The organism is Novispirillum itersonii subsp. itersonii ATCC 12639 (assembly GCF_000381985.1).
GTDB classification, from domain to species: Bacteria; Pseudomonadota; Alphaproteobacteria; order Rhodospirillales; family Rhodospirillaceae; genus Novispirillum; species Novispirillum itersonii.
Genome location: NZ_KB907338.1, coordinates 493,647 through 518,012, shown reverse-complemented (window position 1 = coordinate 518,012; position 24,366 = coordinate 493,647). Strand labels below are relative to the sequence as shown.

General features: G+C 64.3%; 25 protein-coding genes. 11 read left to right on the top strand and 14 right to left on the bottom strand.

What is annotated here, in order from left to right:
- The first annotated feature begins 73 nt into the window (after positions 1 to 73).
- The 3 genes from G365_RS0105660 to G365_RS0105650 all read left to right on the top strand — a co-directional run bounded on the left by G365_RS0105660 (position 74) and on the right by G365_RS0105650 (position 2,797).
- Positions 74 to 1,207: a site-specific DNA-methyltransferase gene (locus G365_RS0105660; RefSeq protein WP_019644538.1), complete on the top strand. Its 1,134-nt coding sequence runs from the start codon at positions 74 to 76 to the stop codon at positions 1,205 to 1,207.
- A gap of 225 nt (positions 1,208 to 1,432) precedes the next feature.
- Positions 1,433 to 1,762, top strand: coding sequence for a DMT family transporter (locus tag G365_RS0105655; RefSeq protein ID WP_019644537.1), 330 nt, complete (start codon positions 1,433 to 1,435; stop codon positions 1,760 to 1,762).
- Positions 1,763 to 1,936: 174 nt separating this feature from the next.
- Positions 1,937 to 2,797 (top strand): substrate-binding periplasmic protein, encoded by an 861-nt coding sequence (locus tag G365_RS0105650; RefSeq protein ID WP_043741469.1) that lies wholly within the window; start codon positions 1,937 to 1,939, stop codon positions 2,795 to 2,797.
- A 64-nt stretch (positions 2,798 to 2,861) separates the two neighbouring features.
- Here the strand turns inward: G365_RS0105650 and G365_RS0105645 are convergent, their stop codons facing one another.
- The 4 genes from G365_RS0105645 to G365_RS0105630 form a co-directional block, all read right to left on the bottom strand.
- Positions 2,862 to 3,512, bottom strand: coding sequence for a glutathione S-transferase family protein (locus tag G365_RS0105645; RefSeq protein ID WP_019644535.1), 651 nt, complete (start codon positions 3,510 to 3,512; stop codon positions 2,862 to 2,864).
- Between the two features lie 48 nt (positions 3,513 to 3,560).
- Complete coding sequence (locus G365_RS20495; protein WP_051089852.1) at positions 3,561 to 4,511, bottom strand: NAD(P)-dependent oxidoreductase; 951 nt, start codon at positions 4,509 to 4,511, stop codon at positions 3,561 to 3,563.
- A gap of 154 nt (positions 4,512 to 4,665) precedes the next feature.
- The gene (locus G365_RS0105635; RefSeq protein WP_211217661.1) at positions 4,666 to 5,127 is read right to left on the bottom strand and encodes a helix-turn-helix domain-containing protein; all 462 of its coding nucleotides are present in this window, start codon (positions 5,125 to 5,127) and stop codon (positions 4,666 to 4,668) included.
- Positions 5,124 to 5,468 carry a DUF4258 domain-containing protein gene (locus G365_RS0105630; protein WP_019644532.1) on the bottom strand — a complete coding sequence of 115 codons (345 nt, stop codon included), beginning with the start codon at positions 5,466 to 5,468 and terminating at the stop codon, positions 5,124 to 5,126. Before G365_RS0105630 ends, G365_RS0105635 begins: the two co-directional genes overlap by 4 nt.
- 229 nt (positions 5,469 to 5,697) lie before the next feature.
- Here G365_RS0105630 and G365_RS0105625 point away from each other — a divergent pair, with 229 nt between their 5' ends.
- Both G365_RS0105625 and G365_RS0105620 read left to right on the top strand, forming a co-directional pair.
- Positions 5,698 to 8,325, top strand: coding sequence for a P-loop NTPase (locus G365_RS0105625; RefSeq protein WP_026345124.1), 2,628 nt, complete (start codon positions 5,698 to 5,700; stop codon positions 8,323 to 8,325).
- 287 nt (positions 8,326 to 8,612) lie between these two features.
- Entirely contained in the window at positions 8,613 to 8,966 is a 354-nt protein-coding gene (locus tag G365_RS0105620; protein WP_155976129.1) for a hypothetical protein, read from the top strand.
- 76 nt (positions 8,967 to 9,042) lie between these two features.
- On the opposite strand, the gene G365_RS24460 is transcribed toward G365_RS0105620, so the two are convergent.
- Positions 9,043 to 9,171, bottom strand: a complete 129-nt coding sequence (locus G365_RS24460) for a hypothetical protein (protein WP_281163894.1) — start codon at positions 9,169 to 9,171, stop codon at positions 9,043 to 9,045.
- Positions 9,172 to 9,258: 87 nt separating this feature from the next.
- Here G365_RS24460 and G365_RS0105615 point away from each other — a divergent pair, with 87 nt between their 5' ends.
- Entirely contained in the window at positions 9,259 to 9,609 is a 351-nt protein-coding gene (locus tag G365_RS0105615; protein WP_019644530.1) for a hypothetical protein, read from the top strand.
- Positions 9,610 to 9,616: 7 nt separating this feature from the next.
- Here G365_RS0105615 and G365_RS0105610 read toward each other — a convergent pair whose 3' ends face one another.
- From G365_RS0105610 to G365_RS0105590, 4 genes are all read right to left on the bottom strand, one after another.
- Positions 9,617 to 10,069 (bottom strand): hypothetical protein, encoded by a 453-nt coding sequence (locus G365_RS0105610; protein WP_019644529.1) that lies wholly within the window; start codon positions 10,067 to 10,069, stop codon positions 9,617 to 9,619.
- 2 nt (positions 10,070 to 10,071) lie between these two features.
- On the bottom strand, positions 10,072 to 10,587 hold the full coding sequence (locus G365_RS0105605) for a hypothetical protein (RefSeq protein WP_019644528.1): 516 nt from the start codon (positions 10,585 to 10,587) through the stop codon (positions 10,072 to 10,074).
- Positions 10,588 to 11,258: 671 nt separating this feature from the next.
- Positions 11,259 to 12,860, bottom strand: a complete 1,602-nt coding sequence (locus tag G365_RS0105595) for a hypothetical protein (RefSeq protein ID WP_019644526.1) — start codon at positions 12,858 to 12,860, stop codon at positions 11,259 to 11,261.
- The gene (locus G365_RS0105590) at positions 12,857 to 13,333 is read right to left on the bottom strand and encodes a hypothetical protein (protein WP_019644525.1); all 477 of its coding nucleotides are present in this window, start codon (positions 13,331 to 13,333) and stop codon (positions 12,857 to 12,859) included. The genes G365_RS0105595 and G365_RS0105590 overlap by 4 nt, the downstream gene beginning before the upstream one ends.
- 117 nt (positions 13,334 to 13,450) lie before the next feature.
- On the opposite strand from G365_RS0105590, the gene G365_RS20490 reads away from it, so the two are divergent.
- Positions 13,451 to 13,843 carry a helix-turn-helix domain-containing protein gene (locus G365_RS20490; protein WP_019644524.1) on the top strand — a complete coding sequence of 131 codons (393 nt, stop codon included), beginning with the start codon at positions 13,451 to 13,453 and terminating at the stop codon, positions 13,841 to 13,843.
- Positions 13,844 to 13,975: 132 nt separating this feature from the next.
- Here the strand turns inward: G365_RS20490 and G365_RS0105580 are convergent, their stop codons facing one another.
- On the bottom strand, positions 13,976 to 14,959 hold the full coding sequence (locus G365_RS0105580) for a hypothetical protein (protein WP_019644523.1): 984 nt from the start codon (positions 14,957 to 14,959) through the stop codon (positions 13,976 to 13,978).
- Between the two features lie 138 nt (positions 14,960 to 15,097).
- Between G365_RS0105580 and G365_RS24215 the strand changes: the two genes are divergently transcribed.
- The 3 genes from G365_RS24215 (at position 15,098) to G365_RS0105570 (ending at position 18,100) form a co-directional block, all read left to right on the top strand.
- The gene (locus G365_RS24215; protein WP_211217660.1) at positions 15,098 to 15,547 is read left to right on the top strand and encodes an AAA family ATPase; all 450 of its coding nucleotides are present in this window, start codon (positions 15,098 to 15,100) and stop codon (positions 15,545 to 15,547) included.
- A gap of 130 nt (positions 15,548 to 15,677) precedes the next feature.
- Positions 15,678 to 16,628: a hypothetical protein gene (locus tag G365_RS24210; protein WP_211217659.1), complete on the top strand. Its 951-nt coding sequence runs from the start codon at positions 15,678 to 15,680 to the stop codon at positions 16,626 to 16,628.
- Positions 16,619 to 18,100, top strand: coding sequence for a VWA domain-containing protein (locus tag G365_RS0105570; RefSeq protein ID WP_019644522.1), 1,482 nt, complete (start codon positions 16,619 to 16,621; stop codon positions 18,098 to 18,100). The genes G365_RS24210 and G365_RS0105570 overlap by 10 nt, the downstream gene beginning before the upstream one ends.
- A gap of 78 nt (positions 18,101 to 18,178) precedes the next feature.
- On the opposite strand, the gene G365_RS22745 is transcribed toward G365_RS0105570, so the two are convergent.
- The 4 genes from G365_RS22745 to G365_RS0105550 form a co-directional block, all read right to left on the bottom strand.
- On the bottom strand, positions 18,179 to 19,087 hold the full coding sequence (locus G365_RS22745; RefSeq protein WP_019644521.1) for a pentapeptide repeat-containing protein: 909 nt from the start codon (positions 19,085 to 19,087) through the stop codon (positions 18,179 to 18,181).
- Positions 19,088 to 19,289: 202 nt separating this feature from the next.
- The gene (locus tag G365_RS0105560; RefSeq protein WP_019644520.1) at positions 19,290 to 20,051 is read right to left on the bottom strand and encodes an ABC transporter ATP-binding protein; all 762 of its coding nucleotides are present in this window, start codon (positions 20,049 to 20,051) and stop codon (positions 19,290 to 19,292) included.
- Entirely contained in the window at positions 20,048 to 21,091 is a 1,044-nt protein-coding gene (locus G365_RS0105555; protein ID WP_019644519.1) for a FecCD family ABC transporter permease, read from the bottom strand. Before G365_RS0105555 ends, G365_RS0105560 begins: the two co-directional genes overlap by 4 nt.
- Complete coding sequence (locus tag G365_RS0105550; protein ID WP_019644518.1) at positions 21,088 to 22,104, bottom strand: ABC transporter substrate-binding protein; 1,017 nt, start codon at positions 22,102 to 22,104, stop codon at positions 21,088 to 21,090. The genes G365_RS0105555 and G365_RS0105550 overlap by 4 nt, the downstream gene beginning before the upstream one ends.
- A gap of 230 nt (positions 22,105 to 22,334) precedes the next feature.
- On the opposite strand from G365_RS0105550, the gene G365_RS24455 reads away from it, so the two are divergent.
- Positions 22,335 to 24,359 carry a methyl-accepting chemotaxis protein gene (locus tag G365_RS24455; protein WP_019644517.1) on the top strand — a complete coding sequence of 675 codons (2,025 nt, stop codon included), beginning with the start codon at positions 22,335 to 22,337 and terminating at the stop codon, positions 24,357 to 24,359.
- Positions 24,360 to 24,366: the final 7 nt, after the last annotated feature.

Sequence of the window (24,366 nt, the reverse complement as noted above, 5' to 3'; positions counted from 1 at the left end):
CGGGATCGACGAAAACCGATCTTCCGGGATGCACAGTCCCGCACCGAATTCCCTTATTGCTGAGAGCGCCCCCATGACCCGCAAGACCAAGGCTGCCGCCAAGGCCGCATCCGACATCGCCACCGTGCTGGAAACCAACGTGATCCATGGCGGCGACTGCATTCAGGTCATGAACAGCCTGCCGGAAAAGTCGGTCGATGTGATCTTCGCCGACCCGCCGTATAACCTGCAGCTTGGCGGCGACCTGACCCGCCCGGATAACAGCCGGGTTGACGGCGTTGATGACGCCTGGGACAAGTTTGCCAGCTTTGCCGAATACGACCGCTTCACCCGCGAATGGCTGGCCGCCGCCCGCCGGGTGCTGAAGGACAACGGCACCCTGTGGGTGATCGGGTCGTACCACAACATTTTCCGCGTTGGCGCCGCCCTGCAGGACATGGGCTTCTGGGTGCTGAACGACATTGTGTGGAACAAGACCAACCCGATGCCCAACTTCCGGGGCACCCGTTTTACCAATGCGCATGAAACGATGATCTGGTGCAGCAAGTCGCCCGATACCAAGTACACCTTCAATTACGAAGCGATGAAGTCGCTGAACGAAGGCACCCAGATGCGGTCTGACTGGACCCTGCCGCTGTGCACCGGCAACGAACGCCTGAAGGGCGACGACGGCCAGAAGCTGCACCCGACGCAAAAGCCGCAGTCGCTGCTTTACCGCGTGCTGCTGTCATCGACCAACCCGGGCGATGTGGTGCTTGACCCGTTCTTCGGCACCGGCACCACCGGGGCGGCGGCCAAGCGTCTGGGCCGTAAGTTTATCGGCATCGAGCAGGACCCGACCTATATCGAAGCCGCCCGCGCCCGCATTGCCGCGGTCGAGGAAGTAAAAGATCCGTCGGTTCTGCTGACCCCGTCGAAGCGCAGCGAGCCGCGCGTGCCGTTTGGCACCGTGGTGGAACGCGGGCTGCTTCAGCCGGGGGCGGTGCTGACCGATGCCTCAGGCCGGTTCAGCGCCAAGGTGCGCGCTGACGGCACCATTATGTCTGCGGAAGTCCGCGGATCCATCCATCAGGTCGGGGCTGCTGTCCAGGGCGCGCCGGCCTGTAACGGCTGGACTTTCTGGCACGTGCAGCATGGCGATACCCTGGTACCCATCGACATGCTGCGCCAGAAAGTCCGTGCCGAGGTTAACCACACGGTTCAGTAAATCTCTCTGCAACCGTTGCTAATTGGTCAACTCATCCCCCCCCGGATCCCTGTGGTCCGGGGGTTTTTCTTAAAGACCCGCCCGCCCCTCTTGACCCGGCCCCTTGACCCGGCCCGGCTGCTGCCGTACACACCGGGCCGCGCCGTCTCTCGCGGGTTTCCGACGGTGGCCTGACCCTTCTGTCCGATCCGAGCCCGTAACGGACCGGCTGAAGGAGCCACCCTCATGTCCATTCACTGGATCATCCTGCTGATTGCCGTCTTCACCGAAATCGCCTGGGCCCTTAGCCTGAAGGCCGCCCAGACCAACCCCGGCGTGCTGACCATCGGGGCATCCATCGCCCTGACCGCCACCAACATGCTGCTGCTGTCGTTTGCCATGCGCGGTATTCCCGTCGGCACCGCCTATGCGGTCTGGACCGGCCTTGGCGCCGTCGGGGTGGTCGCCGCCGGAATCATCCTGCATGCCGACCCGCTGACCCTGAAACGCGTCGCCTTTATGGCCGTCATCATCTTTGGCGTTATCGGCCTGAAGCTGGTCGGCGACGAAGGGTAACGCCCCCGCAGGCGAAAAAAGGGAATAAAACGCCCCATAGTCTTTCTGACCTACTATCGCCGCAGGCAGGAGTAGGCCTATACTGGTGGTCTGCATCCGGGGGCAGGACTCCCCCCCCCCCCGCCGATCCCCCGGTGCAGGCTCATCCTGTTCTGGCCCCCCTGCTGAAAGACCATGATGCGGCGGATCATCCTATGGGCCTGTCTGGCCCTGACTGCGGCAGCCCTGCCGGTCCCCGCACCGGCAGGGCCACCGGCACCGGTAACATCACCGGCCCCCCCACCGGCGCAGATCGTCATTGCCGCCGAAGATGCCTTTCCGCCGTGGTCGCTGCCCGACGGGCGCGGGGCGGCCAATGCCATTGTGCTGGCTGCCTTTAAGCGTCAGGGCATCACCGTTGATCTGCACACCGTGCCCTATGCCCGCTGCCGCCGCGCCGTCATCAGCGGCGAGGTCGCTGCCTGCCTGTCGATGGGTGCCACCGAAGACACCCGCCGGTCGGTTCTGCTGCCAGCCATTCCGCTGGTGCAGGCATCCGCCGCGCTGGTCACCGCCGCCGATGACCGCGCCGGGTCCCCCCTGACCGGCTGCACCCCCGCAGGCTGGCGCGGTACGCCGGTGATCGGTGTCGTCAACGGCTATGAATACCCCCCGGAATGGGACACCATCGCCCGCAGTGGCCGGGCAAAGCTGGTGACCGTGCAGTCAGAAACCGCCGGTCTGCGCATGCTGGGGGCCGGGCGGCTGGATGCCATGGCCCTGATGCTTGACCCCCTGCGCACCCTTGAGGTGCTGATGCGGCAGGCGGGGCAGACCTTTCGGGCGACGCCCCAATGCCCGCTGGGTGGCCTGCCCCTGTATGTCGGCTTCAATCCGGCACGGCAGGATGCCGCCGCGCTGATCCGCGCGTTTGAAGACGGCTATCACCAGATTGAAAGCGACGGCACGCTGGCAGCCATTATGGCGGAATGGGAACACTGGGCCAGACGCGCCGCCCGCAGGGGGGAACACCGGCAGGCCGGATCCCCCCCCTAAAGGCCGTTCAGACCCCCTTACGGCCCACGGGCCGGTGTCAGACCCCCTTACGGCCCACGGCCGTTCAGACCCACGGCGCGGCCAGCCCTTCGGCCTCGCAGGTGGCGGCCACCACCGGGTGGCGGCACATGCGCTGTAAAAACGGCCCCAGATGCGGCAGATCACGCGGGCACTGGCCGGGGGTAAAGTTGCGGCCCCAGCGCCCCAGCATAAACAGGTAATAATCCACCAGCGTCAGATCTGCCCCCAGCAGATAGGGCCGCCCGTCGGCAAGCTGCTGATCGAGAATATGGAACCAGTCCATACACCGCTTTTCCGCCGCCGCCCGGCAGGCCGCCAGCGCGGTTTCGCCATGATCGACCGTAAAGCGGTCGGTGTAATAAAACGCCACCAGATCCGGCTGCGGGCTGTTGGTCAGAAACATCAGCCACTTATACAGCTCTGCCCGCTGCGGCGTGCCCAGCGCCGGGGCCAGCTTTGCCTCCGGGTGGCGGTCGGCCAGATGCAGGCAGATCGCCGCCGTCTCAAACAGCACCAGATCGCCGTCGATCAGCACCGGGATCCGGCCTGACGGATTCAGCGCCAGATATTCCGGGCGCTTGTGACCGCCGTTCTCGCGGTCGATGGCCTCCAGCCGGAACGGCACGCCGATGTGGCGCAGCAGCAGATGCGGCGCCATCGCCGCCGTACCGGGAAAATGATGCAGAAGATACATGGTCTGTCTTTCGCGGCTGGGGGTCTGTCAGAAGAACGGGAACGGCGGTCAGTCAGGCCCGGATGTACCGGATGTACCGGATGCACCGGAAGCGGGGGCACCGGCATACAGTGTGTACAGGCCGGAATGGTCAAGGTCGCCGCCCCCGGCGTCGATCAGGCGGTCGTACAGATCGCGGATCAGGCGGGTGACCGGCAGGTCAAGGGCATGGTCCTGCGCCAGATCAAGGGCCTGTTGCAGGTCTTTGCGCTGGGTGACGCTGCGGCCCCCGGGCTGAAAGCGGCCCTCGGCCATGCGCAGGCCATGCAGATCAAGAATGCGCGACGCGGCAAACCCGCCCATCAGGGCCTCGCGCAGGCGGGCGGGGTCAACCCCGGCGCTGCGGGCCAGCGCCATCGCTTCGGCCACCGCGCCGATGGTCAGGCCGACAATCACCTGATTGGCCGCCTTGGCCACCTGCCCGGCCCCGCAGCCGCCGACATGGGTGATGTGCCGCCCCATCGCCTGCAACAGCGGCAGGGCACGGGCGAAAGCGGCATCGTCGCCCCCGGCCATGATGGTCAGGGTTGCCTGTTCGGCCCCGACCTGCCCGCCGGAGACCGGGGCATCAACCCACGCCGCCCCGGCGGCAGCCACCTGCGCCGCCAGCCTGCGGGTGGCCTGCGGGGCGGTGGTGCCCATGTCGATAATCAGCTTTCCCGCCAGATCTGCGGTCAGCAGGGCGGTGGTGACACTGTCCACCGCCGGGGTATCGGTCAGCATCAGAATCACCGCATCAGCCTGCGCGGCGGCCTGCGCCGGGGTGGCGGCGGTGGCGAACCCTTCGGCGGCAAAGGCCTGCAACGGCGCGGCGGACCGGGTGGAGACCGTCACCGCCGCCCCGGCCCGGCGCAGGGCCCGAGCCATCGGCTGGCCCATCAGCCCCAGCCCGATCAACGCCACCTGCCGCCCGGCCAGATCAGGCCGCGCCACATCACCGGGAAGAGAAGACTGGGTCATCGACGGGGGACATCCTTGTTCCGGCGGGGCCTTTTCTGACAGGGCAGGCATAAGGCAGGGCCGGAAGAATACCCCCGCCGCCCGCGCTTTTCCTCAGGAAAAAACCGGCGGAGCGGTCGGGGGTGTGCAGCCGGGGGGTGGTCGGGGTATGCGGTCAGGCCGCCTGCCGCAGCCAGGCCCCGTCATTCTGCCGGAACGGCACCGGCCCGGCGGAGCCGTGGGTGCGTTCGTCCAGCTCCGCCAGCAGGTCGGTGATCTGGCAGATCAGCGGGTGTTCCTGCATTTTCAGCACATACAGCATCCGCAGGCCATGATCGGCGGTGCCGGGAATGGCCTTGTCCGGCTCTGCCTCCCACCGCGCCACCGAGCCACGGGTGGACCCCAGCAGCACCGCCAGCCCGTCCTGCGACAGCTTCAGCCGGGCGCGCAGAAACCGCACCTCCTGCCCGCGCAGGCGCTGACCGCCGCCGACAATGGCGCGGCCAATCGCCTGATGCAGCCCGTCAGCATCCTGCACGCTGACCGCCCGCCCCCAGCGGGTCTCTTCCACCGTGTAACCGTTCAGAAGCCAGATGTAATCCAGACCGCACTGGGTGTAGTGAAATCCGTCCATCATCGTGTCCAGTCCATCCATTCGACCGTTTTCACAAAAACAGCCGCGTCCTGCTGCATGATCAGGGTCACAACCCCGGCCCGGCGGGTGCCGGGCATGCGCTTTGTCATAACCACGGTCCAGGCATCTTCGTCTGCCCGTGGTTCGCCATCGATAAATCCGGTGCGGAGAATGTCATACACATCATCCGCAATAATCGACCGCTCCTCAATCCGGTCAAAAGCATGTTCCGACAGTTTGACATTTTCGGTCTTTTCTGACCGCTCACGAACAATTCTTTCGGCATCCGAGGCCCGCAGGGCCTGCCAGTTCACCGGGCGCCGGAACGGGATCGGATCAGGCATTCATGGTCTCCGTTATGCCGGAGACATGTATCAATATGATACATCCGTCCGGCCCGTCAAGCGCGGGAAATACTGACAGGACACCCCCGGCCCGCAACACCAACAAGGGAGTCTGCGCGACGGTATCGCCCTAAAGTCAGAAAAGCTACTGCAAGTAGCCCCTTCCCAGAAAGTCACTTTTTCCGGCATTGTCGTCAAATACTTCCCGCCGCTGCCGGAGCCTGCCCGCATGGACCCCATCACCCTTGCCCTGCTCTCCGTCGCCGGGGCTGTGCTGAAGGACGCGGTCGGCGAGTTCGCCGGGGATGTGCTGAAAGATCTGGCGAAAGATCTGTGCAAGGAACAGGCGCGGTCACTGGCGGGCAAAGCCGCCGGGCAGATTGCCGACACCATCAGCGCCACGCCACAGGGGCGGCGGCGGCTGTGGGCCGCCCGGCTTGTGGTGCGGATTGCCCCGGCCAAAGCCATCAGCCTGCTGCGTCCGGTGGCAGAAAAACAGGCAGCGGCCCTGCGGGCCAATGATGCGCTGCTGGCCGACCTGCGGGCCCTGCCGAAGCAGATTGTGGCCCCCGCAGTCACCCTGCCCGCCCCGCCACCGGGGCAGAGCGCCGCCCTGAAGGCCGGGGAACGCCACCTTGAAACCCGGCTGGACTCCTCCGGGTCCGCCCCGCTGACCGACGCCCATCGCCACCAGACCCGCCTGACCTTCACCACCCGCCTGACCGGCTTCCGGGGGCGGGAGCAGGAGTTTGCCGCCCTGACCGCCTTTGCCGGTGATGCCGCCGCCTTCCGCTGGTGGCTGGTCACCGGCAACGGCGGCGCGGGCAAGTCGCGGCTGGCGCTGGAGCTGTGCCTGACGCTGGCGCAGCAGGGCTGGCACACCGGCTTTCTGCGCGGCAGCCCGGCCCCGCTGGCCGCCGCCCTGACCGCCAGCGACGGGGGGATTGCGTCGGAAAAACCGGTGCTGCTGGTGGTCGATTACTGCGAACAGCACGCCGAAGACCTGCGCCGCCTGATCGCCTGCCTGCACGCCCGGCGCGGCGATGATCTGCCCACGGTGCGGCTGCTGCTGCTGGCGCGTGACCACCGCCAGTCGTGGTATGAAACCACCCTGACCGGCCACACCGACGACCGGCAGGCGGTGGAGGCCAGCCGCCATGCTGCCCCGCTGGCGCTGCCCGATTATGACGCCACGCAGGCATGGGCGATGGCGGAAGGCTATATCGCCAGCGTCGCCCGGCTGGCGGAGACCGCTGCGGCACCGGTGGAGCGCGACACCTTCCTGACCCACGCCCGCGCCGCAGACCCGGCCCTGCGCCCGCTGGCGGTGCTGCTGCTGGCCGACGGCCCGGCGCATGGCATCCCTCTGGCCAGCGGCACCCCGGCACCGCTGATGACCCTGCTGGAAGACCACCTCGCCCGGCTGGAACAACGCTACTGGCAGGGCGTGAACGTGCAGCACCGCACCCTGCTGTGCGCCGCCACCCTGTTCCGGGGCCTGCCGGCCACACTGCTGACCACCCCGTGGCCGGGGCTGGAAAAAGCATTGCCCTACGGCGAAGACTACGACCCGGCCCAATACCGCCACCTCAGCGGCTCCGGCGATGCCGATACGGTGCTGGCCCCGCTGCAACCGGACCTGCTGGGCGAATATTACGTGCTGGCAACCCTGCACCGGCGGTCAACCGGGGCCTTTGACCTGCAATCCCTGCTGCTGACCGCCCGGCCCGAGCCCCCGGCACAGGAAGGGGCAATCCTGTTCGCCCACCTGTGTACCCGCGACTTCGCGGCAATCAACAGCCCCACAGCGCAGGGACTGATCCCGGCACAGGCCGCCGCAGACCTGCTGCTGGCAATCCACCCCAAAACCCGCGATCTGACGCTGCTGAAGGCGAGGGTGACGGCCAATGCGATAGGCTTTTATGCCAACGCCGAAAGGCCGGATCTCTGCCAGGCGTTCCTGAACGCGCTGACCGACGCCCGCACCGCTCACCCCGAGGATACAGACCTGCGGCTGGCATGGGCAGTAGGCACGTACAATATGATCAACGCGCTCGGCGCTGCCGGGGATCTCCCCGCCGCCACGGCCCTGCTGAACACGCTGACCGAAGCCCGCACCGCTCACCCCGAAGATGCAGACCTCCGGCTGGAATGGGCGCGGGGGGCTTTCAATATGATTACTAGCCTCGGCAGTGCCGGGGATCTCTCCGCAGCCACCACCCAGATGAACGCGCTGACCGACGCCTACACCGATCATCCCGATGAGGCAGAGCTGCGACTGAGATGGGCGCGGGGAGCCGTCAATATGATCAATGCCCTCGGCACTGCCGGAGACATCCCCGATGCCGCCGCGCTGATGGACGCGCTGACCAACGCCCGCACCGCTCACCCCGAAGATGCAGAGCTGCGGCTGAGATGGGCGCAGGGGGCCGCCAATATAATCATTGACCTCGGCACTGCCGGGGATCTCCCCGCCGCCGCCGCCCTGCTGAACGCGCTGACCGAGGCCCGCACCGCCGCGCCCGAGGATACAGAGCTGCGGCTGGCATGGGCACGGGGGACCGTTAATATGATCCTTACCCTCAGCTCCGGTGGAAACATCCCCGCCGTCACGGCCCTACTGACCGCACTGATCAGTGCCCATACCGCTGCCCCCGAGGATACAGACCTACGGCTGACATGGGCGAAAGGGGCTGTCAACGTCGCAGTCGCTTACGCAAAGTCCGGCGACTTCCCCGAAGCCCTGACCCGTCTTGACGCCCTTCTGTCCACCCCCGGTCTGCCGGAGGAGTTTCTGGCGCAGGTTCAGGACTTTCGTCAGAAGATGCTGAGCCTGCTGACGGTTCAGAACGCCTGAAACCTCCCCCCCCTTCCCGAACACAAGGAGCCTGAAGCTCCTTGAGGCCCGAGGTCAAGGAGCCTGAGGCTCCTTGTGGGGTATGGGGCAAAGCCCCACGGGGTGGGGTATGGGGCAAAGCCCCACGGAAGAGCCCCCCTTAAGGACACAGCCCGATATGGCAGGGCGGGCATGCAGCACCACCCTTTCCGGTTGCGCCCTCAAAGGGAGGCCTTTACTGTCTCCGCACATCCTGAAGCTGCTTATTGCCGCACAGATCCCGCTTATTTCTCCGCGAGCCTGCCCCAATGCCAAAAGACAGCACGCCCCCGGCAGCGTCAAAGCCGCGTACTCTTCTGAAGAATGGCAGGACCGTGATTGTCTGTGGGGCAATGATCTGGGTCGGGAGAGAGGTCTATCAGGCCGGGCAGCATAATGCCCCCGGTGCGACACGCTATCCGATGGCGGTGGAATACGCGCTGGCAAAGTCCTGCGCCGAAGAAACCGACATATGGATGACAGCCAGACAGAAGCAGAAGCTGGAACAGCAGTGCCTGTGCGCGGTGGAACGGGTCGAACACACGGTATCCTTCACCGCGATGAAGGATGATCCGGGCATTTTTGCCGCCGCTTTCAAAAAGGCCGGCAAGGCCTGCTCGTAAACAGGACCGCCAGCAGGAGGAGCCGCCCCGCATGCCGGAGCAGCCCCCCCCCTTGCTCAGCCGCTCAGCCCGACCGTCACTTGCCCTTCGGCGGGTTGTTGCCACGCCCCAAGCCCGACACCCTGCCGGTGGTGCTGGGGCCATTGGGCGGGCGCGGGGTGGACGGGGTCGACGGGGTGGACGGGGTGGACGGGGCTTTTGCCATTTGAAATTCTCCTTGCTGAGACCGCCCCGCCGCACCGGCAGCGGGGACAAGACCATGGATACACCCCGTACCGGGACATTTTGGGACATGACCACCCCTGAGTTGCAAAAAGAAATCAAACGGCTGCTTGACCGCCTGAACTGGCCGCAGAGTCAGGCGGCGCGGATTGTCTACTGCGCGCAGAACGAGGATGACGACGACGAAAGCATCAGCCGGTTCTGTGAGACATTCCGCAAAAAGCTGAACCGCCCCGGCACACCACCGGAGTGGCTGCGGGAAGTCCTCTCCATCCTGTCAGAGCAACCGGAAACGCGGAGAATTGCTCTTTCTGCCCAGCTCGATGCCCCGTCCCCGCTGCCGGAGGCGGTGCGCCGCGCAGTGCGGCAGACCGGCCACGCAATGGCACGCCAGATCAGGATGACGGACGAAGAGGCCTGATCCCCCCTCACTCCATCCACCCCATGGCTCTGGCGCGGGCTTTGTGGCGGGCGGCGGCTTCGGCGCGGGTTTCCGGGCGCAGGCGGCGGCCGGGGGGATGGGGGGTGTCTTCGGCCTGCCGGGCGGCAAGGGTCTGGCGGTGTTCCGCCAGTTCTGTGGCGATCAGGGCCCGCACCTCGCCGGGCAGGGGCAGGCGGAAGCCGTTGCTCCACTGGCGGGTGACGCGGTGCATGGCCAGATCCAGCAGGTCGGGCGGCAGGTCGCCCAGCCCGTCGGCGTAAACGTCGGTCAGGGTCGCCCAGTCAGGGGCCTGTATCTTGAAGGCGTCGGCCAGCCGGCGCATGTGGCCGACCACCACGGCGACCGCCTGCCGCCGCAGGGTTTTTGGTTCTTCCGGCAGCGGGGTGGCATCGGGGCGGGCCGACAGCACGACCGGCAGAACAGTTGCGATAGTTTTCATGGTCAGTCCTCCGGCCACAGGCCAAGGGTGGTCAGGATGATGCGGTCAGCCTCGGCCCCGGTGACGGTGGCGGGGGCTTTCCTGCGGGGTGAGTGTGGGGCAGCGGCAGCGGCAGCACTCCAGCCGTCGCCACCGGTGCAGGTGGTCAGGTGTTCGCACAGGGCGGCCTGAAAGTAGGCCAGTGACACCGGGGCCGGGCGGCCCTTCTCGCGGATGGCGGTCAGCCGCCCGCGCAGATAGTCGCGCACGGTGCCGCGCATCTGCCCCTCTGGCAGGCCAAGGCGGGCGGACAGGGCCAGCACCTGCGCGGCGGCGGCGCGGTCAGCGGGGCTGCACAGCGCACCGGGGGCCGGGCCGCAGCCGGGCCACAGGGCCTGTCGCTCCTGCCGGAATGCGGAGACCAGCGCCGCCTCGTGATCGACGGTCCATGACAGACTGCTGTCGGTGGGGGGGGGCAGCAGCAGCCAGCGGTTTCCCCCCTCCTGCGACCTGCGTTCCTGCGACCTGCGTTCCTGCACCTCGCGTTCCTGCGTCCTGCTTCCCTCCCTCCTTCGCTTCCTCCTTCCTGCTTCTCTTCTGCTCCTGCTTCCCTCCCTCCTTCTCTTCCTCCTTCTCTTCCTCTTCCCTCTGCGGCGCGAGTTCCGCTTTTTGGGCCGTTAAAGGGGGGTGCAGTTCCGTACTCGGGGCAGTTAAAGGGGGGGTCAGTTCCGTACTCGGGGCAGTTAAAGGGGGGGGCAGTTCCTCCGTTTCGCCGGACCAGGGCTCCGCCCGGCCGGAGCCGGGCATGCCGACATAGCCGTACAGCTCAACCGGCAGCGGATGGACGTAGCTGGGCTTTCGCGGGCGCTGATACTTCACAAAGTTGCGCACCACACCAAAAGACCGGCCTTCCGCCTGATAGGCCCGCACGAAACCGGCCTTTTCCAGCTCTGTCAGCAGGGCCGGAAAGCTAACGGAATCAGCGGGGAAGATCCGGGCCTTCAGCGTCACCGGCTTCCATTCAAACACGCCGTGATCATCGGCATAGGCCCACAGGCCGCGCAGGGCTTCCCGCGCGGCGAAGGACAGGGCCATATAGGCTTCATCGGTAAAGATGCCGGGATGCTGAGAGCGGATCCGGGCCATGATGGTGACTCCTCATGCAAACACTGAAACAAAGACAACGGGCCAGACCGGACAGACCCGCCCGCTAAACCCCCAGCGCGAATACCGGGCCATCCCCGGCCCCCCGGCGCGGGGTGGCGATCAGCGCCAGCACCACCGCGTCGCCCCGGTCGGGGGAGCGGCCAATGCGGCTTTTCAGGTCTTCCTTGCGCTCCACCTGAATTCCGGCGGCGGACAGGCCCCACGTCGGGGCGCACAGGTCAGCCCGCAGCTGCGGGTCAGGCGGCAGCGCCAGCGGAACATCCGCCTGCGGGTCGAGCGCCTCGCGCAGCCGCCACCACAGTTCCGCCCGCAGGTTAAGAAAGCTGAGCTGACCATCCCGCGTCACCCCGACCGAGCGCGCCGCCCCGTTGATGCCCAGCGCCTGCACCCCGTTGGACACCAGAAAGTCATACGGGCTGCTGCCCCACCCGACGATGTCGATATGCACCGGCGCCGCATCGCACCGCGCCGCCATCACCTGCCCGGCCAGCGTCGGGCCGTCGGGGCTGGCCGTGCCCGGCAGGCACAGCAGCCGGTCAAACCATGGGCCATGACGGCGGGCGATGATGCTTTGATCCCGCCCGCCGCGCGCCACATCAACCCCCATGCTGTCCATCGGGCCTTTGGTGTCGCGGGGCTGCCAGCGGTCCTGCGCCGCCAGCACCCATGCGGTGGGAATCACCTGCCACGGGTCATCTTCCACCCCCGCCGAAAAGTCGCCGTCCAGCATCTGCGACCGCAGCGGCTCCGGCAGCGATTGCAGCGTGGACAGATAGCCACTGTCCATCAGGTACGGGTTATCGGTGATGCGCGACGGCACAAAGGTGCGGCTGCGCGGGGTGATGATGGCGGTGGCGGAAAAGTCTTTCGGGTCAAACTCATAAACCGGGCTGTCGCCATCCAGCACAAAGGGCCGGGCATCGGGCACCGCCACGTCGCGCCCTTTGACGGTGCCAAACCAGCGGATCTCGCCGGGCCGCGCCGGGGCGGGGTGGGTGCGGTCAAGCCACGGGGCGAAATACTGGATCACCCACTGCCCTTCCGCCGTGGTCGGCGGGTTAAAGGTCAGCAGGGTGGTACACTTCTGCCCCGGTACCGTGGTGCGGTTCCAGCCCATCAGAAACCGCGCCTGCGATTCCAGAAAGTTGGTGGCCTCGTCCAGCACCAGCAGGTCTTTCGCCCGGCCCTGATGGCGGGTCTCGTCCCCGGCGTGCGGGGTCGAGCCAAACTCAAGGCGGCAGCCCCGGCGGCCATGCAGGTCAAGCCGCCACAGGCTGCGGCCATTATAGCCGTCGCGCCCGCCCAGCAGCTCCGTCAGGCGTTCGATGATGCCGTTTAGCTGGGTGGCCTCGCGCCGGAACAGGGCCGACACCCGGTGGCGGGTCAGGGCCAGCCCGCAGGCCAGATCGGTCTTGCCGCCGCCCGCCGCCCCGCCATAGCCGATCACATCCGCCGCACTGGTGTAGGCCACGGTCTGCGGCCCCGGCAGCGGCTGCCACAGCGGCGGGGCGACACCGGCCAGCAGGGCATCCAGCTCCGCCAGTGCGTCGGGGGGCAGGCGGGCCAGCACCGCCGCCAGCGCCTGCGGGTCGGTCGGCAGGGCATCAAGAAGACCGGCGGGCAGCAGGGATCGCAGCGCGGTCATTCCTCGCCCTCCCCGTCTTCTGTCAGGTCGTCGGCCTCTTCGCCCGGTGCCGCCGCCGCATCAGCCGCCACCGCCACCAGCAACCCGGACAGGCGGCGGGCGCGTTCCATCTCCGACAGGGTTTCTGACAGCACGCCGCCGCCATCGGCGCTGCTGCGCCACAGGCCAAGGTGGTGCCCCAGCAGGGTCAGCAGCGGCGTCTTCGGGGCCAGCTTCAGCACAAAATGGCCCTTGCTGTCCCACGCCCAGCCGATAATCGCCCGGCGGGCAGACAGCGGCAGGGCGGCAATATCATCGGGGCTTTGCACCCGCGCCAGATCGGCGGGGTCAAAAAACACCATCGCCATCACCTCGCCCAGCACCGCTTCCGGCGTCAGGCCCAGCCCGGCGGCGACGGTAGGGGTCGGGGCCGGGATGGGGGTGCCGGTGGCGGTGGGGGGGCTGTTGGGGGGCTCCATCTCTGAAGGGTCCATTTGGGGTCGGTCCTCTGTACGCTGATAACCAAAGCGGTTATGATACGGACAGACCCACCCCCCGACCTAACCCCACCGAGTTACCGTCAAGCCACCCCCATGAAAGAACCCCGCCCCATGGCACCCCCATCCCCGGCCCCGTCCCCCCCGGCCCCCGGCCCCCGCAACCGCATCCGCCCCCTGCGCGAGGCACAGGGCTGGACCCAGCGCGATCTGGCCGCCAGACTGGGCTGCACCGGCATGACCGTCTGCCGGTACGAGCAGGACGATGACCGCCTGTACCCGTCGCTGATCCGCCAGCTTGCCGGGATCTTCAACTGCACCCCCGCCGAGGTGGCCGGCTTCGATCATTCCCCTTCCGGAACAACTGCACCTGCGGATGTAGATAAAGCCCTGCTGGAACAGGCCCTGATCACCGCCCATAGCTGGCTAAGCCGCCAGAACGGCCCGGTGGACGTGCCCGACTGGGCCGCCCTTGCCGTCACCCTCTACCGCTCCGGCCCACGCTGAGCGCGGCCTGATTCGATGGCGGAATGAATAATCTGCGACTGTAGGTGAAATGGGGCCTCAGGCAGAAGAACCGCCCGGCGGGCGGTGGGATGCCCCCTTTTTCCAGAAAAAGGGAGCGCCAAAAAGTGGGGATTAGGGGGTGGGGGCTTCTTGATATAGAATCGAAGAATTAATTTTTTTCCAATGCCAAGAATCTGAACACTCAGGCCTCATGTCAAATTTAAATATAGAATTTTTAATACCTACATTATCAATATCTCCATAAAATTTTAATTTAGAATTTGAAAAATCACACCCAATAAATAATGATTTCTCATCAAATTGAATTATAGCATTTAAAAAATAAAAGCCAAGAGCTGAGAAATTTGAATTAATCGCATTAATATTTGATTTAAAAAAATCACATCCAACAAAATCTATCTTTCCATTAAATTCACTTTCAAAATTTGAGTATTTAAAATTTCTCGTTAAAAAATGAGCATCTTTCAAATACGCCCCCGAAAAATCCCGCCGATACGGCTGATGCCCCTCCTCCACATCCCCCCACGGAAAATACGGCCCCACCGACCCCAGCCGGTCCATCGCCAGCTTCACATCCGGCCTGACCGTCTGCGGCTCGCCCTCCCCCGGTGGCTTCGCGTTACGGACAAAGGCGCACAGCACATCCAGCACCATAATCCGGTCTTCGGGATGGGTGCTTTCCGTCGCCACTGCCCACAGCCCGGCGATGCCGCCCATGCGGATTTCCAGCTTGTCATCGCCCAACTGTTTAACCGCTTCGGTGAAGCGTTTGCTCAACTGGTCGCGGCGGGTCAGCTCCATCTGTTCCCGCGTCAGCCTGATCTGATCGGTCTGGCGATCCAGCGCCCGCGTCTGGTTGCGGTTCTGCTGATCCGCCGCCTTCACCCGCCGCCAGCCGAACCATGTCAGCAACCCGGACCCCAGCAGCACCATGGCATCACGGAACAGCCTGTAGGCATTGCTGTCAAACACCAGCCAGCTCGCCAGCAGCAGCCCCAGCAACACCCCGGCCAGCAGGGCCCCGCCAAAGGGCAGCAGCACTTCCCGCTGCCGCCGCGTCATCCGTATCCCCAGCCACCGCCGCTGTCCGCTCATCCCGCACCCTTCCCTCCGGTGGCCACATCCCCTGATCTGCAGAGAAGCCATCCAGATCGTCAACCGCTTGATCTGACACAAGGTACTATCTATGGTGAAAGATAAGAATGCAATTCACCCTTTAACATACGGCAGATCATGGGCCTTCAGCAGCGCATCACCAACCTTCTTCAGACGATTACCCACGGCCTGCAGGAACGCGAAGAGATCATCGCCACCTCCCTGCTCGGCGCCCTTTGCGGGGCCAATACCTTTCTCTATGGACCACCGGGGACCGCCAAAAGCCTGATCTCGCGACGCCTGGCCTGTGCGTTTGCGGATCCCACCTATTTCGAATACCTGATGAACCGGTTCAGCACCCCGGAAGAAGTGTTCGGCCCGGTCTCCATCAAAGCCCTGAAAGAAGACCGTTACACCCGTAAGACCGATCATTACCTGCCCAAGGCGGAGTTCGGCTTTCTCGATGAAATCTGGAAAGCCAGCCCGGCGATCCTTAATACCCTGCTGACCCTGATCAACGAGCGGATCTACCGCAACGGAGAGGAAATCCAGAGCGCCCCCCCTGAAAGCCCTGATCGCGGCCTCTAACGAGATCCCGAAGCCCGAACAGGGGCTGGAAGCCCTGTATGACCGCTTTATCCTGCGCCTTCTGGTCGGGCCGATCGTCAGTCAGGATGCCTTTGAAACCCTGCTGGCCAGCCGCCCGAGCGAAGCCGCGGTGACGGTTGACCCCGACCTCGTCATCAAACCTGAGGAATGGGACCGCTGGCGGGCCGAGATGCACGCCGTCACCCTGTCCCCCGAATGCCTGACCATCATCCGCCTGATCCGTCAGAAACTGGCCGATCAGTTTGAAACCCTTCAGGTTTACGTCTCTGACCGCCGCTGGCAACGGGCCGCCCTGCTGATGAAGGCATCTGCCTACTTCAACGACCGTACCACCACCAACCACAGTGACGCCGTTCTGCTGCAACACTGCCTGTGGACCCAGGGCGACAACCGGGATGCGGTTGCAACAATCGTCGCTGACGCAATCCGTGATACAGGATTTTCCAGCGATGTCGATTTCATGAAAGCAATTCACCAAAAATCAGCAATCGACAAAGAGATACATAATGAACTTTTCCACACATCAGACATATACGAGACCGTAACACTGGAAGATGGAAAAGAATATTTTGAATTTAAAATCAAATACAGAAATGGAACAATATACAATCAATACATTCAAAAAGAACATATATATAAAAATAGCGTCCCCACTCTTGACGAAGATTTGAATCAAAATGATGATTTTTTATTGGATTTTAACAATACAGCTACAGCAAAAATTAAAAAATCACCTTATAATCATTACTCAACACCCACCTTTCAAGACAATTCAGACACATACGTGCTGCCCATTCTTTTCCACAAAGGAGATAAAAAGAAAGATGTCAGCCCCCGCCTGAAGGAGAGCCTGCGCAACAACGTCGAAGACATCCGGTCCCGACTGGAACAGGCCTTAACGCAGGTCCGGATCAATGCAGAGGGATACGAAACCGCACTGACGTCGCCCTTTATCACCACACCCCAGAGGGATCTGGCGTTAACCGGCATCAACAAACAGATTGAGTCTCTTGAGCAGCATATTGCCGACTGCCAGCGGCTGGAGCAGTTATGCGCATAACCCTCCCCTCCGGCCTTACGTGGGACCCGGAAGCGGAGATCCCCGCCCGCCTGCGCGCCCGCATCGGCCAGAAACCCGACATCACGCCCCTGCTGGAACAGGAAGCCGCCGCCCTGCGGATGCAGGCCCTGCGCGTTACCGCTGACGGCTTTCCGTTTGAGGGTGCCGAGCGGGACTATGCCGCAGCACTCCCCCTGCTGACCACTGCGCCCTGCCCGGAGGAGGTTGTGCAGACAGCAGGAAAACAGTATCTGGCCCTGAGGCAGGCCCTGCGCCTGCCCGATGAAAAACACTTCTGGCAGCCTGAAAAAAAGCCGCAAAAGACTGCGCAGCCAGAACAGACCGACCGGGGCCGGGCCACCCTGCTGGCAGAACAGTGGCGCCGCACGCTGGATCAGGCCCGGATGGAGTGGGAACTGGAGCAGATCCGGCAGCTGCGGGAGTCATTTCTGAAATGGCTGGAAACCACCCTCGACCTGCTGGATGAGCTGCAGGGGTACGCCGACGATCTGGGCCTTGACCCCGGCATCCTGCTGGATCTGTCTAAGGGCAGCCTGACCCGGCAGCAGATCGATCAGTTCCGCCGGTGGGCAGGCTACCTGCGCTCTGACCCCGGTGTCCGCAGCCTGTGCGACATGCTGGGCAGACTGCGGCAGGCGGAACAGATCACCCGGATGGAACGGGCGATGATCAGCCGGACAGTGGAAAGCCACCACGCCGATCCCCATGCCCGGGAAGAGATTGTTGGTATCCGGCTAAGCCGGGATATTGAGCATGCCCTGCCGGAAGAACTGGCCCTGCTGTCAGACCCCGATACCGCGCTGCTGTTTGATCTCAAGTTTGTTGAGGCCCGCCTGATGTGTTTTGACATGCAGGGGCTTCAGGGGATCCGCCAACAGCAGGAAGTGGAAGAGGAAAACCCCGTCACTGAAGACGGAACGATGGGGCCGATGATCCTGTGCATCGACACCAGCGGGTCGATGGCAGGATCGCCGGAAACTATCGCCAAGGCAGTGGCGCTGTTTCTGGCCAGCAAAGCCCGGGAACAAAAGCGCGCCTGCCACCTGATCACCTTTTCCACCGATATCAGGACCTTTGATTTTTCTGAAGGGATGGGAATGGACGCCCTGCTGGACTTTCTGGCCCTGTCCTTCCACGGTGGCACAGATGCCGGGCCAGCCCTGTCACACGCACTGAAAACGCTGGAGACGGACACATTTCAGGCTGCGGACGTTCTCATGATTTCCGATTTTGTCATGGCAGGCCTTCCGGGACCGACGCAGACGGCGATCAGCACACAGCGGACCCGGAAAACCCGTTTCTACGCCCTGACCATTGGCAATCACATGCTACAGACACCGCTGCGGACCCTGTTTGATGCAGAATGGATCTATGACCCGGACAAACGGTCTGTGCAGGCCCTGACCCAGATCGCAGATATATTTCTCAAAGGCCCCGGATCAGACCTGTAGCCCCCCCAAAGTCCGGCCGCCCGGCCCACGCTGAACAGTCGGAGCAAGACAACCGACAGGGATCAGAAGGCACCTGCCCTACTGAATACTTTTCCCTTTCGGTATACCTGAAGGGGGATGCCCAGTTTTGTGGAAGCACTTATTGAAATATCCAACACTGCCCCCATCCCCAAGACCAGTAAAATTAGAGCCCGATAAATCTGAATTCACTATAGAATAGCCATGATCTCTTTTTCTTATCAATTTACCATCAATAATTCTAGATTTTAGAATAGATAAATTAATATTGGATAAATCAGAATTTGATACAGATAAAAACTCAATATCATTAAAATTTAAAATAGAGTCAGATAAATTGCATCCCTCAAAATAAATCTTATCCACTTCAAATTCATTAATTATTATGTTTCTTAAATCCATACCAACGAATCTGTATTCAAATAAATACGCTCCCGAAAAATCCCGTCGATACGGCTGGTGCCCCTCCTCCACATTGCCCCACGGAAAATATGGCCCCACCGCCCCCAGCCGGTTCATCGCCAGCTCCACATCCGGCCTGATCTTCTGTGGCTCTGCCTCCTCCGGTGGCTTCGCATTCCTGACAAAGGCGCACAGCACATCCAGCACCATAATGCGGTCTTCGGGATGGGTGCTTTCCGTCGCCACTGCCCACAGCTCGGCGATGCCGCCCATGCGGATCGCCAGCTTGTCATCGCCCAACTGTTTAACCGCTTCGGTGAAGCGTTTGCTCAACTGGTCGCGACGGGAGAGTTCAATCTGTGCTGTCTGCGCCTCAATCGCCTTGGTCTGATTTTTGTTTTGCTCATCAGCCGCCTTCATCCGGCGAAAGGTGAAGTACAAAGCCAGCGCGGCACCGACAAAAAGCACGATATCTTTGACATTCCGGTACGGCGACGTGTCCGGATCTGCGTTCAATAGCCATGACACGCCTGCCGACAGCCAGCCCTGATCAATGCCCCCGCTCATCCCGCACCCTTCCCGATGACGTCGCAGGAACAACGGATAGCTGAAGCAGAGCATATGGAACAACCAAAAACGGGATCAAAGGGCCAATGGCCCTTTGCGGGGCTGACGGGGTGGAACCCCGTCCCTTCTCGCTTGCTGGCAAAGCCAGCGGGGCAGCGCCCCGTTTCTACCCGTTTGCTGGCAAGTCCAAGGCCCGCCCCCCTTACCGCAGATAGCGGATATGCGGCCTGCCGGTCTGGGGGTCCTGCTCCACGGTGGCCTGTACGCTGAACACGTCGCGCAGCAGGGCTTCGGTCAGCACTGTGGCCGGGGGGCCGTCGGCGACGATGTGGCCGTGGTGCAGCACCAGCAGGCGGTCGCAGAACATTGCGGCGTGGTTCAGGTCGTGCAGTGACAGCACGCTGGTGATGCCCAGCCCGGCAATCAGGCGCAGCAGGCCGATCTGGTGCTGGATGTCCAGATGGTTGGTCGGCTCGTCGAGTATCAGTTCGTGCGGGGTCTGGGCCAGTGCCCGGGCGATCTGGGCCCGCTGTTTTTCGCCGCCGGACAGGCTGTGCCAGCCGTCGCGGCGTTTGGCTGTCATCCCGGCGCGGTCAAGGGCGGCCTCCACCGCCTGCGCGTCGGCGGGGCCCCAGCCTGCCAGCGGACGGCGGTGAGGAAAGCGCCCCAGCCGCACCACATCTTCCACCGTCAGGTTGGCGGTGGTGCCGGCGTGCTGCTCGACAAAGGCAACCCGCCGGGCGACGTCGCGGCGGGGCAGGCGCCGCAGGTCGGCCCCATCCAGCAGCACCCGCCCGCCTGCCGGGGTTTTCAGCCCGGCCAGCAGCCGCAGCAGCGATGTCTTGCCCGATCCGTTCGGCCCCAGCAGGCCCAGCATCTGGCCCGGCACCACAGAAAACGTCAGCCCGTGCAGCACGGTCCTGCGCCCGATGCCCCACGTCAGGGAGTCTGCCTGAAAGCTCATGATGCGCGCTGCACCCGATAGAGAATAAGCGAAAACACCGGCACCCCGACCAGCGCCGTCACCACGCCGACCGGCAGAATCTGCTGCGGCACCAGCACCCGCGATGCCAGATCGGCCAGCACCATAAACAGCGCCCCGGCCACCGCGCAGCCGGGCAGAAGCCGCCCGTGCAGCGGCCCGACGGCAAAGCGCACGGCGTGGGGCACCACCAGCCCGACAAAGCCGATTGACCCCACCATGCTGACGATGGTGGCGGTCATCAGGGCGGTGATGGCAAACAGCACCATCCGCGCCCGCCCGGTGTTGACCCCCAAGGCCGCCGCCGCATCATCGCCAAAGGAAAACGCGTCAAGAATGCGCGCATACAGCAGGCACCCGGCCAGCCCCAGCGCCACCGCCGCAGAGACCAGCATAAAGTCCGGCCAGCGCACCCCGCCAAAGCTGCCCAGCAGCCAGAACATCACATCCCGCGCCTGCTGGGCATTGGCCGATGTGGTGACAATATAGGCGGTGACGGCATTAAACAGCTGCGACGCCGCCACCCCGGCCAGAATGGTACGGTCAGCCCCGCTGCGGGTGCCGTCTGACAGCAGCGCGACAAAGGCAAAGGCGGCAAACGCCCCGGCAAAGGCCCCGGCGGACAGCGACGCCGCCCCCAGACCGGCCCCGAAGCCAACGCCCAGAATCACCACCGCCACCGCCCCGGTGGAGGCCCCGGCGGAAATCCCCAGCACATAGGGCTCTGCCAGCGGGTTGCGCAGCAGCGACTGCATCACCGCCCCCGACAGCGCCAGCCCGGCCCCGCAGCACGCCGCCACCAGCGACCGGCTGAGGCGGTAATCCCAGATCACGGTTTCATGAATGCGGTTCAGCGGCTCGGCGGTCCAGCCCAGCGCATTGGTGATGGCGTAAAAGGTGGTCGTCAGCGGTATCCGCAGGTCGCCCACCCCCACATTCAGGCCCACCGCCAGCAGCAGCAGCCCCAGCCCGGCCAGCAGAAAAACCCCGAACGGCAGCGGGGCCGCGCCTGCCGCCCTCACTTCAGCAGGCCCTTTTCTTTCAGCTGCCGGGCCACCTGTTCCGCCCCGTACAGGGTGCGCACCGTGGGGTTCATCGCCTGCCCGTCCATCACCACAATGGCGTTGCGGGCCACGGCAGGCATCTGGCTGACGGCCGGATCTGTGGTCAGAAAGCGGATCTTGGCGTCGGGCCGGTCCAGCGCCCAGCGGTTGCGGTCAAGGGCGGCCACCACGATCACATCCGGGTTGGCGGCAATGATCCCTTCCCACCCCAGCGTCGGCCATTCGGCATCGGCGGTGATGGCGTTGGTGCCGCCCAGCATGGCGGCAATGGCACCCGATGCGCTGTTCCGCCCGCCCAGATAGGCATCCGCCGACGGTGACGGGCTGGAAAACCAGAACAGATACCTCAGCGGGGCGCCATCAGGCCGGGTCAGGGCCCGCACGGCGGCCTCACGCGCTTTCAGGTCGGCGATCAGGGCCTGCCCCCGGTCGGCAACATCAAAGATGCGGGCCAGCTCGTCGATTTCGCGGTACAGCAGGCCGGGGTTCCACAGGGTGTCGCGGCTGCCGTACACATCCTTCGCCCCGGCGGTGGACAGGCAGGTGGACGGCGACAGATAGGCCGGGATGCCGACCTTTTCAAAGTCTTCCCGCTTTGCCACCTTGCTGCCCGGCCCCATCAGGCTGGGCAGGGCGGCGGCGACAAAGTCAGGCTCTTCCGCCAGCAGGCTTTCAAAGGTGGGGAACTCGACCGTCAGCAGCTTGACCCGGGCATTGTCCTTCGCCAGCTCCGGCAGGACGGCGCTGGGCCAGAAGGCGGTGGCGGCCATGCGGTCTTTAAGGCCCAGCAGCAGCAGAATTTCCGCACTGTTCTGCCCCAGCCCGACCGCCCGCTGCGGCGCCCTGGGGATGGTGACGGTGGCTCCGCAGTTTTCCAGCGTCAGCGGGTAGACGGTGGGCGCGGCGGCGGCGGGGGTGGCGGCGGCCACGCACAGCACGGCGGCAACAGCGGCAAAAACCGGACGGAACATCGGGGGAGTCCTGACTGGAGAAGGCGGATGAAAACGATTACCCCCCTGATAACTGCAACTGATTCTGATTACAAGACGCAATCCCCCCTCTTCCCCACCCCTCTGGCATAGTCCATCGGGGGGATACCCTCTGCTGGCAACCCCCGGTACATTAGGACCAGAGGATTGACAGAACCGGCGGCACGAACCGGCGGCATCAAAACGTCTTTGTCCAAAGAGGGGTCCCGTCCATGTTTTTCCGCCGTACCGAGCCCACCGTAGCCGCCACCACCGACACCCCTGCCGCCAACACCCCCGCCGTGCCGGAGAAGGCAGAGGCCGCCGCCGGGGTGGCCCCGGTTGCCGTCTACCGGACCGATGCGGCGCTGACCGGGCTGACCGGCGATGCTTTCCGGCCCGGCGGCCAGACCGCGCCGCTGGCGGTTGCCTTTGTGTCCCCGCACGCCGATTTTGCCGCCGTCACCGCCGCCCTGAAAAAGCTGGCCGGGGCCACCCCGGTCATCGCCCTGTCCTCCGCCGGGGAGCTGTGCGGCAATGCCGCCAACGGCGCAGCGGCAGACCCGCTGTACTGCCCGGCCACCGGCACGGGGTCAGGCGTGGTGGTGCAGGTGTTCGGCCCCGGCCTGATCGCTGCCGTCAGCATCCACGCCATTGACCTTGGCCGGGGCGGCATCGCGCGGGAAGAGCGCGTCGCCGCACTGGCCGACCGCCTGAAGACGGTCAGCCCGCCTTTTCCCGTGCGCCCCGCCGATACCGTCGCCCTGACCTTTATCGACGGCCTCGCCTCGGCCGATCATTACTTCATGGAGGCCGCCTATGCCTCCGGCCGCTTCCCCTGCCTGTTCATCGGCGGGCTGGCGGGCGGCAAGCTTGACTTTAAGGATACCTGGCTGTTTGACGGGCAGCGGGTGCTGCAAAACCACGCGGTGGTGGCGTTCCTGCGGATTCATCCGTCAAAGCGCTATGGCGTGCTGAAAAGCCAGAACTACGAAAAGACCCCGACCTCGTTTGTGATCATTCAGGCCGATGCCGAGCGGCGCACCGCCTCTGCCGTGCTTGACCCCGCCAGCGGCGACGTCATCACCATGGTCGATGCCCTGTGCCGCGCCCTGAAGACCACCCCCGGCGAGATTGAAACCAAACTGGCCGGATACGCCTTTGGCATCGAGATCGACGGCGAGATGTTCGTCCGGTCGGTCGCAACGCTGGATGCCGCCAGCGGGGTAGTGACCTTTTACTGCGACATCAACGCCGGGGATCAGCTTTTTCTGCTGAAGGCGACTGACTTTGCCGCCCAGACCCGTAAGGATCTGGCCGCTTTTCTGCACGGGCGCGGCGCGCCGGTCGCCGCCCTGCTGAATGACTGCATCCTGCGCCGCCTGAAGAACGAACCGGCCCTGAAAGACCTGAACGGCCTGTGGGCCTGCCCGACCGCAGGCTATTCCGCCTTTGGCGAGCTGTTTGGCATCTCGATCAATGAATCGCTGTCGGCGCTGGTGTTCTTTGACGCCACCGATGGCTTCCATGACCCGTTTGTCGAGACCTTCGCCATCCATTACGGGCGGTATCAGAACTACTTCAGCAAAAGCCAGCTGCGCCGGGCCCAGCTGATGAACGGCATGCGCAAAGACCTGATTGCCCGGCTGGTGGACCAGCTGGCGGTCACGCGGGAGATGGAAGGCGTGGCCGCCCGCACCGGCGACATCCGCCATGCGATGGAAGACGTGCGCCACACCCTGACCACCGGGCGCAGCCAGATGGGCGACGGCCACGGCGGTGACGGCGACGCCGCCGCCCTGACGCGGGAATTCGACACGCTGGGTCAGGCCACCTCAGACCTGCGCACCATTGTGTCGGTGATTGACGGCATCACCAGCCAGACCAACCTGCTGGCCCTGAACGCCACCATCGAAGCCGCCCGCGCCGGAGAAGCCGGAAAAGGCTTTGCCGTGGTGGCGAACGAGGTGAAAACGCTGGCCGCCAACACCAAACAGACCCTTGGCCGCACCCAGCAGGCAATCACCGGCATGGAAGCATCGCTGGAAACACTGGGCAGCATCATCGACACCATCCGCAGCCGCTTTTCCAGCGAAGAGGCGCTGTACCAGCAGACGGTGGACCAGATCGAGACGGTGTTCTCCGGCTCCGGGGTGCTGGAAACCACTCTGGCGGAGCTGTCAGCCCTGGCCGACCGCCAGCATCAGGCCATGCAGCGCATCAACCGCGACCTCGACACCCTGAAGAAACTGGACTGAGGGGGCA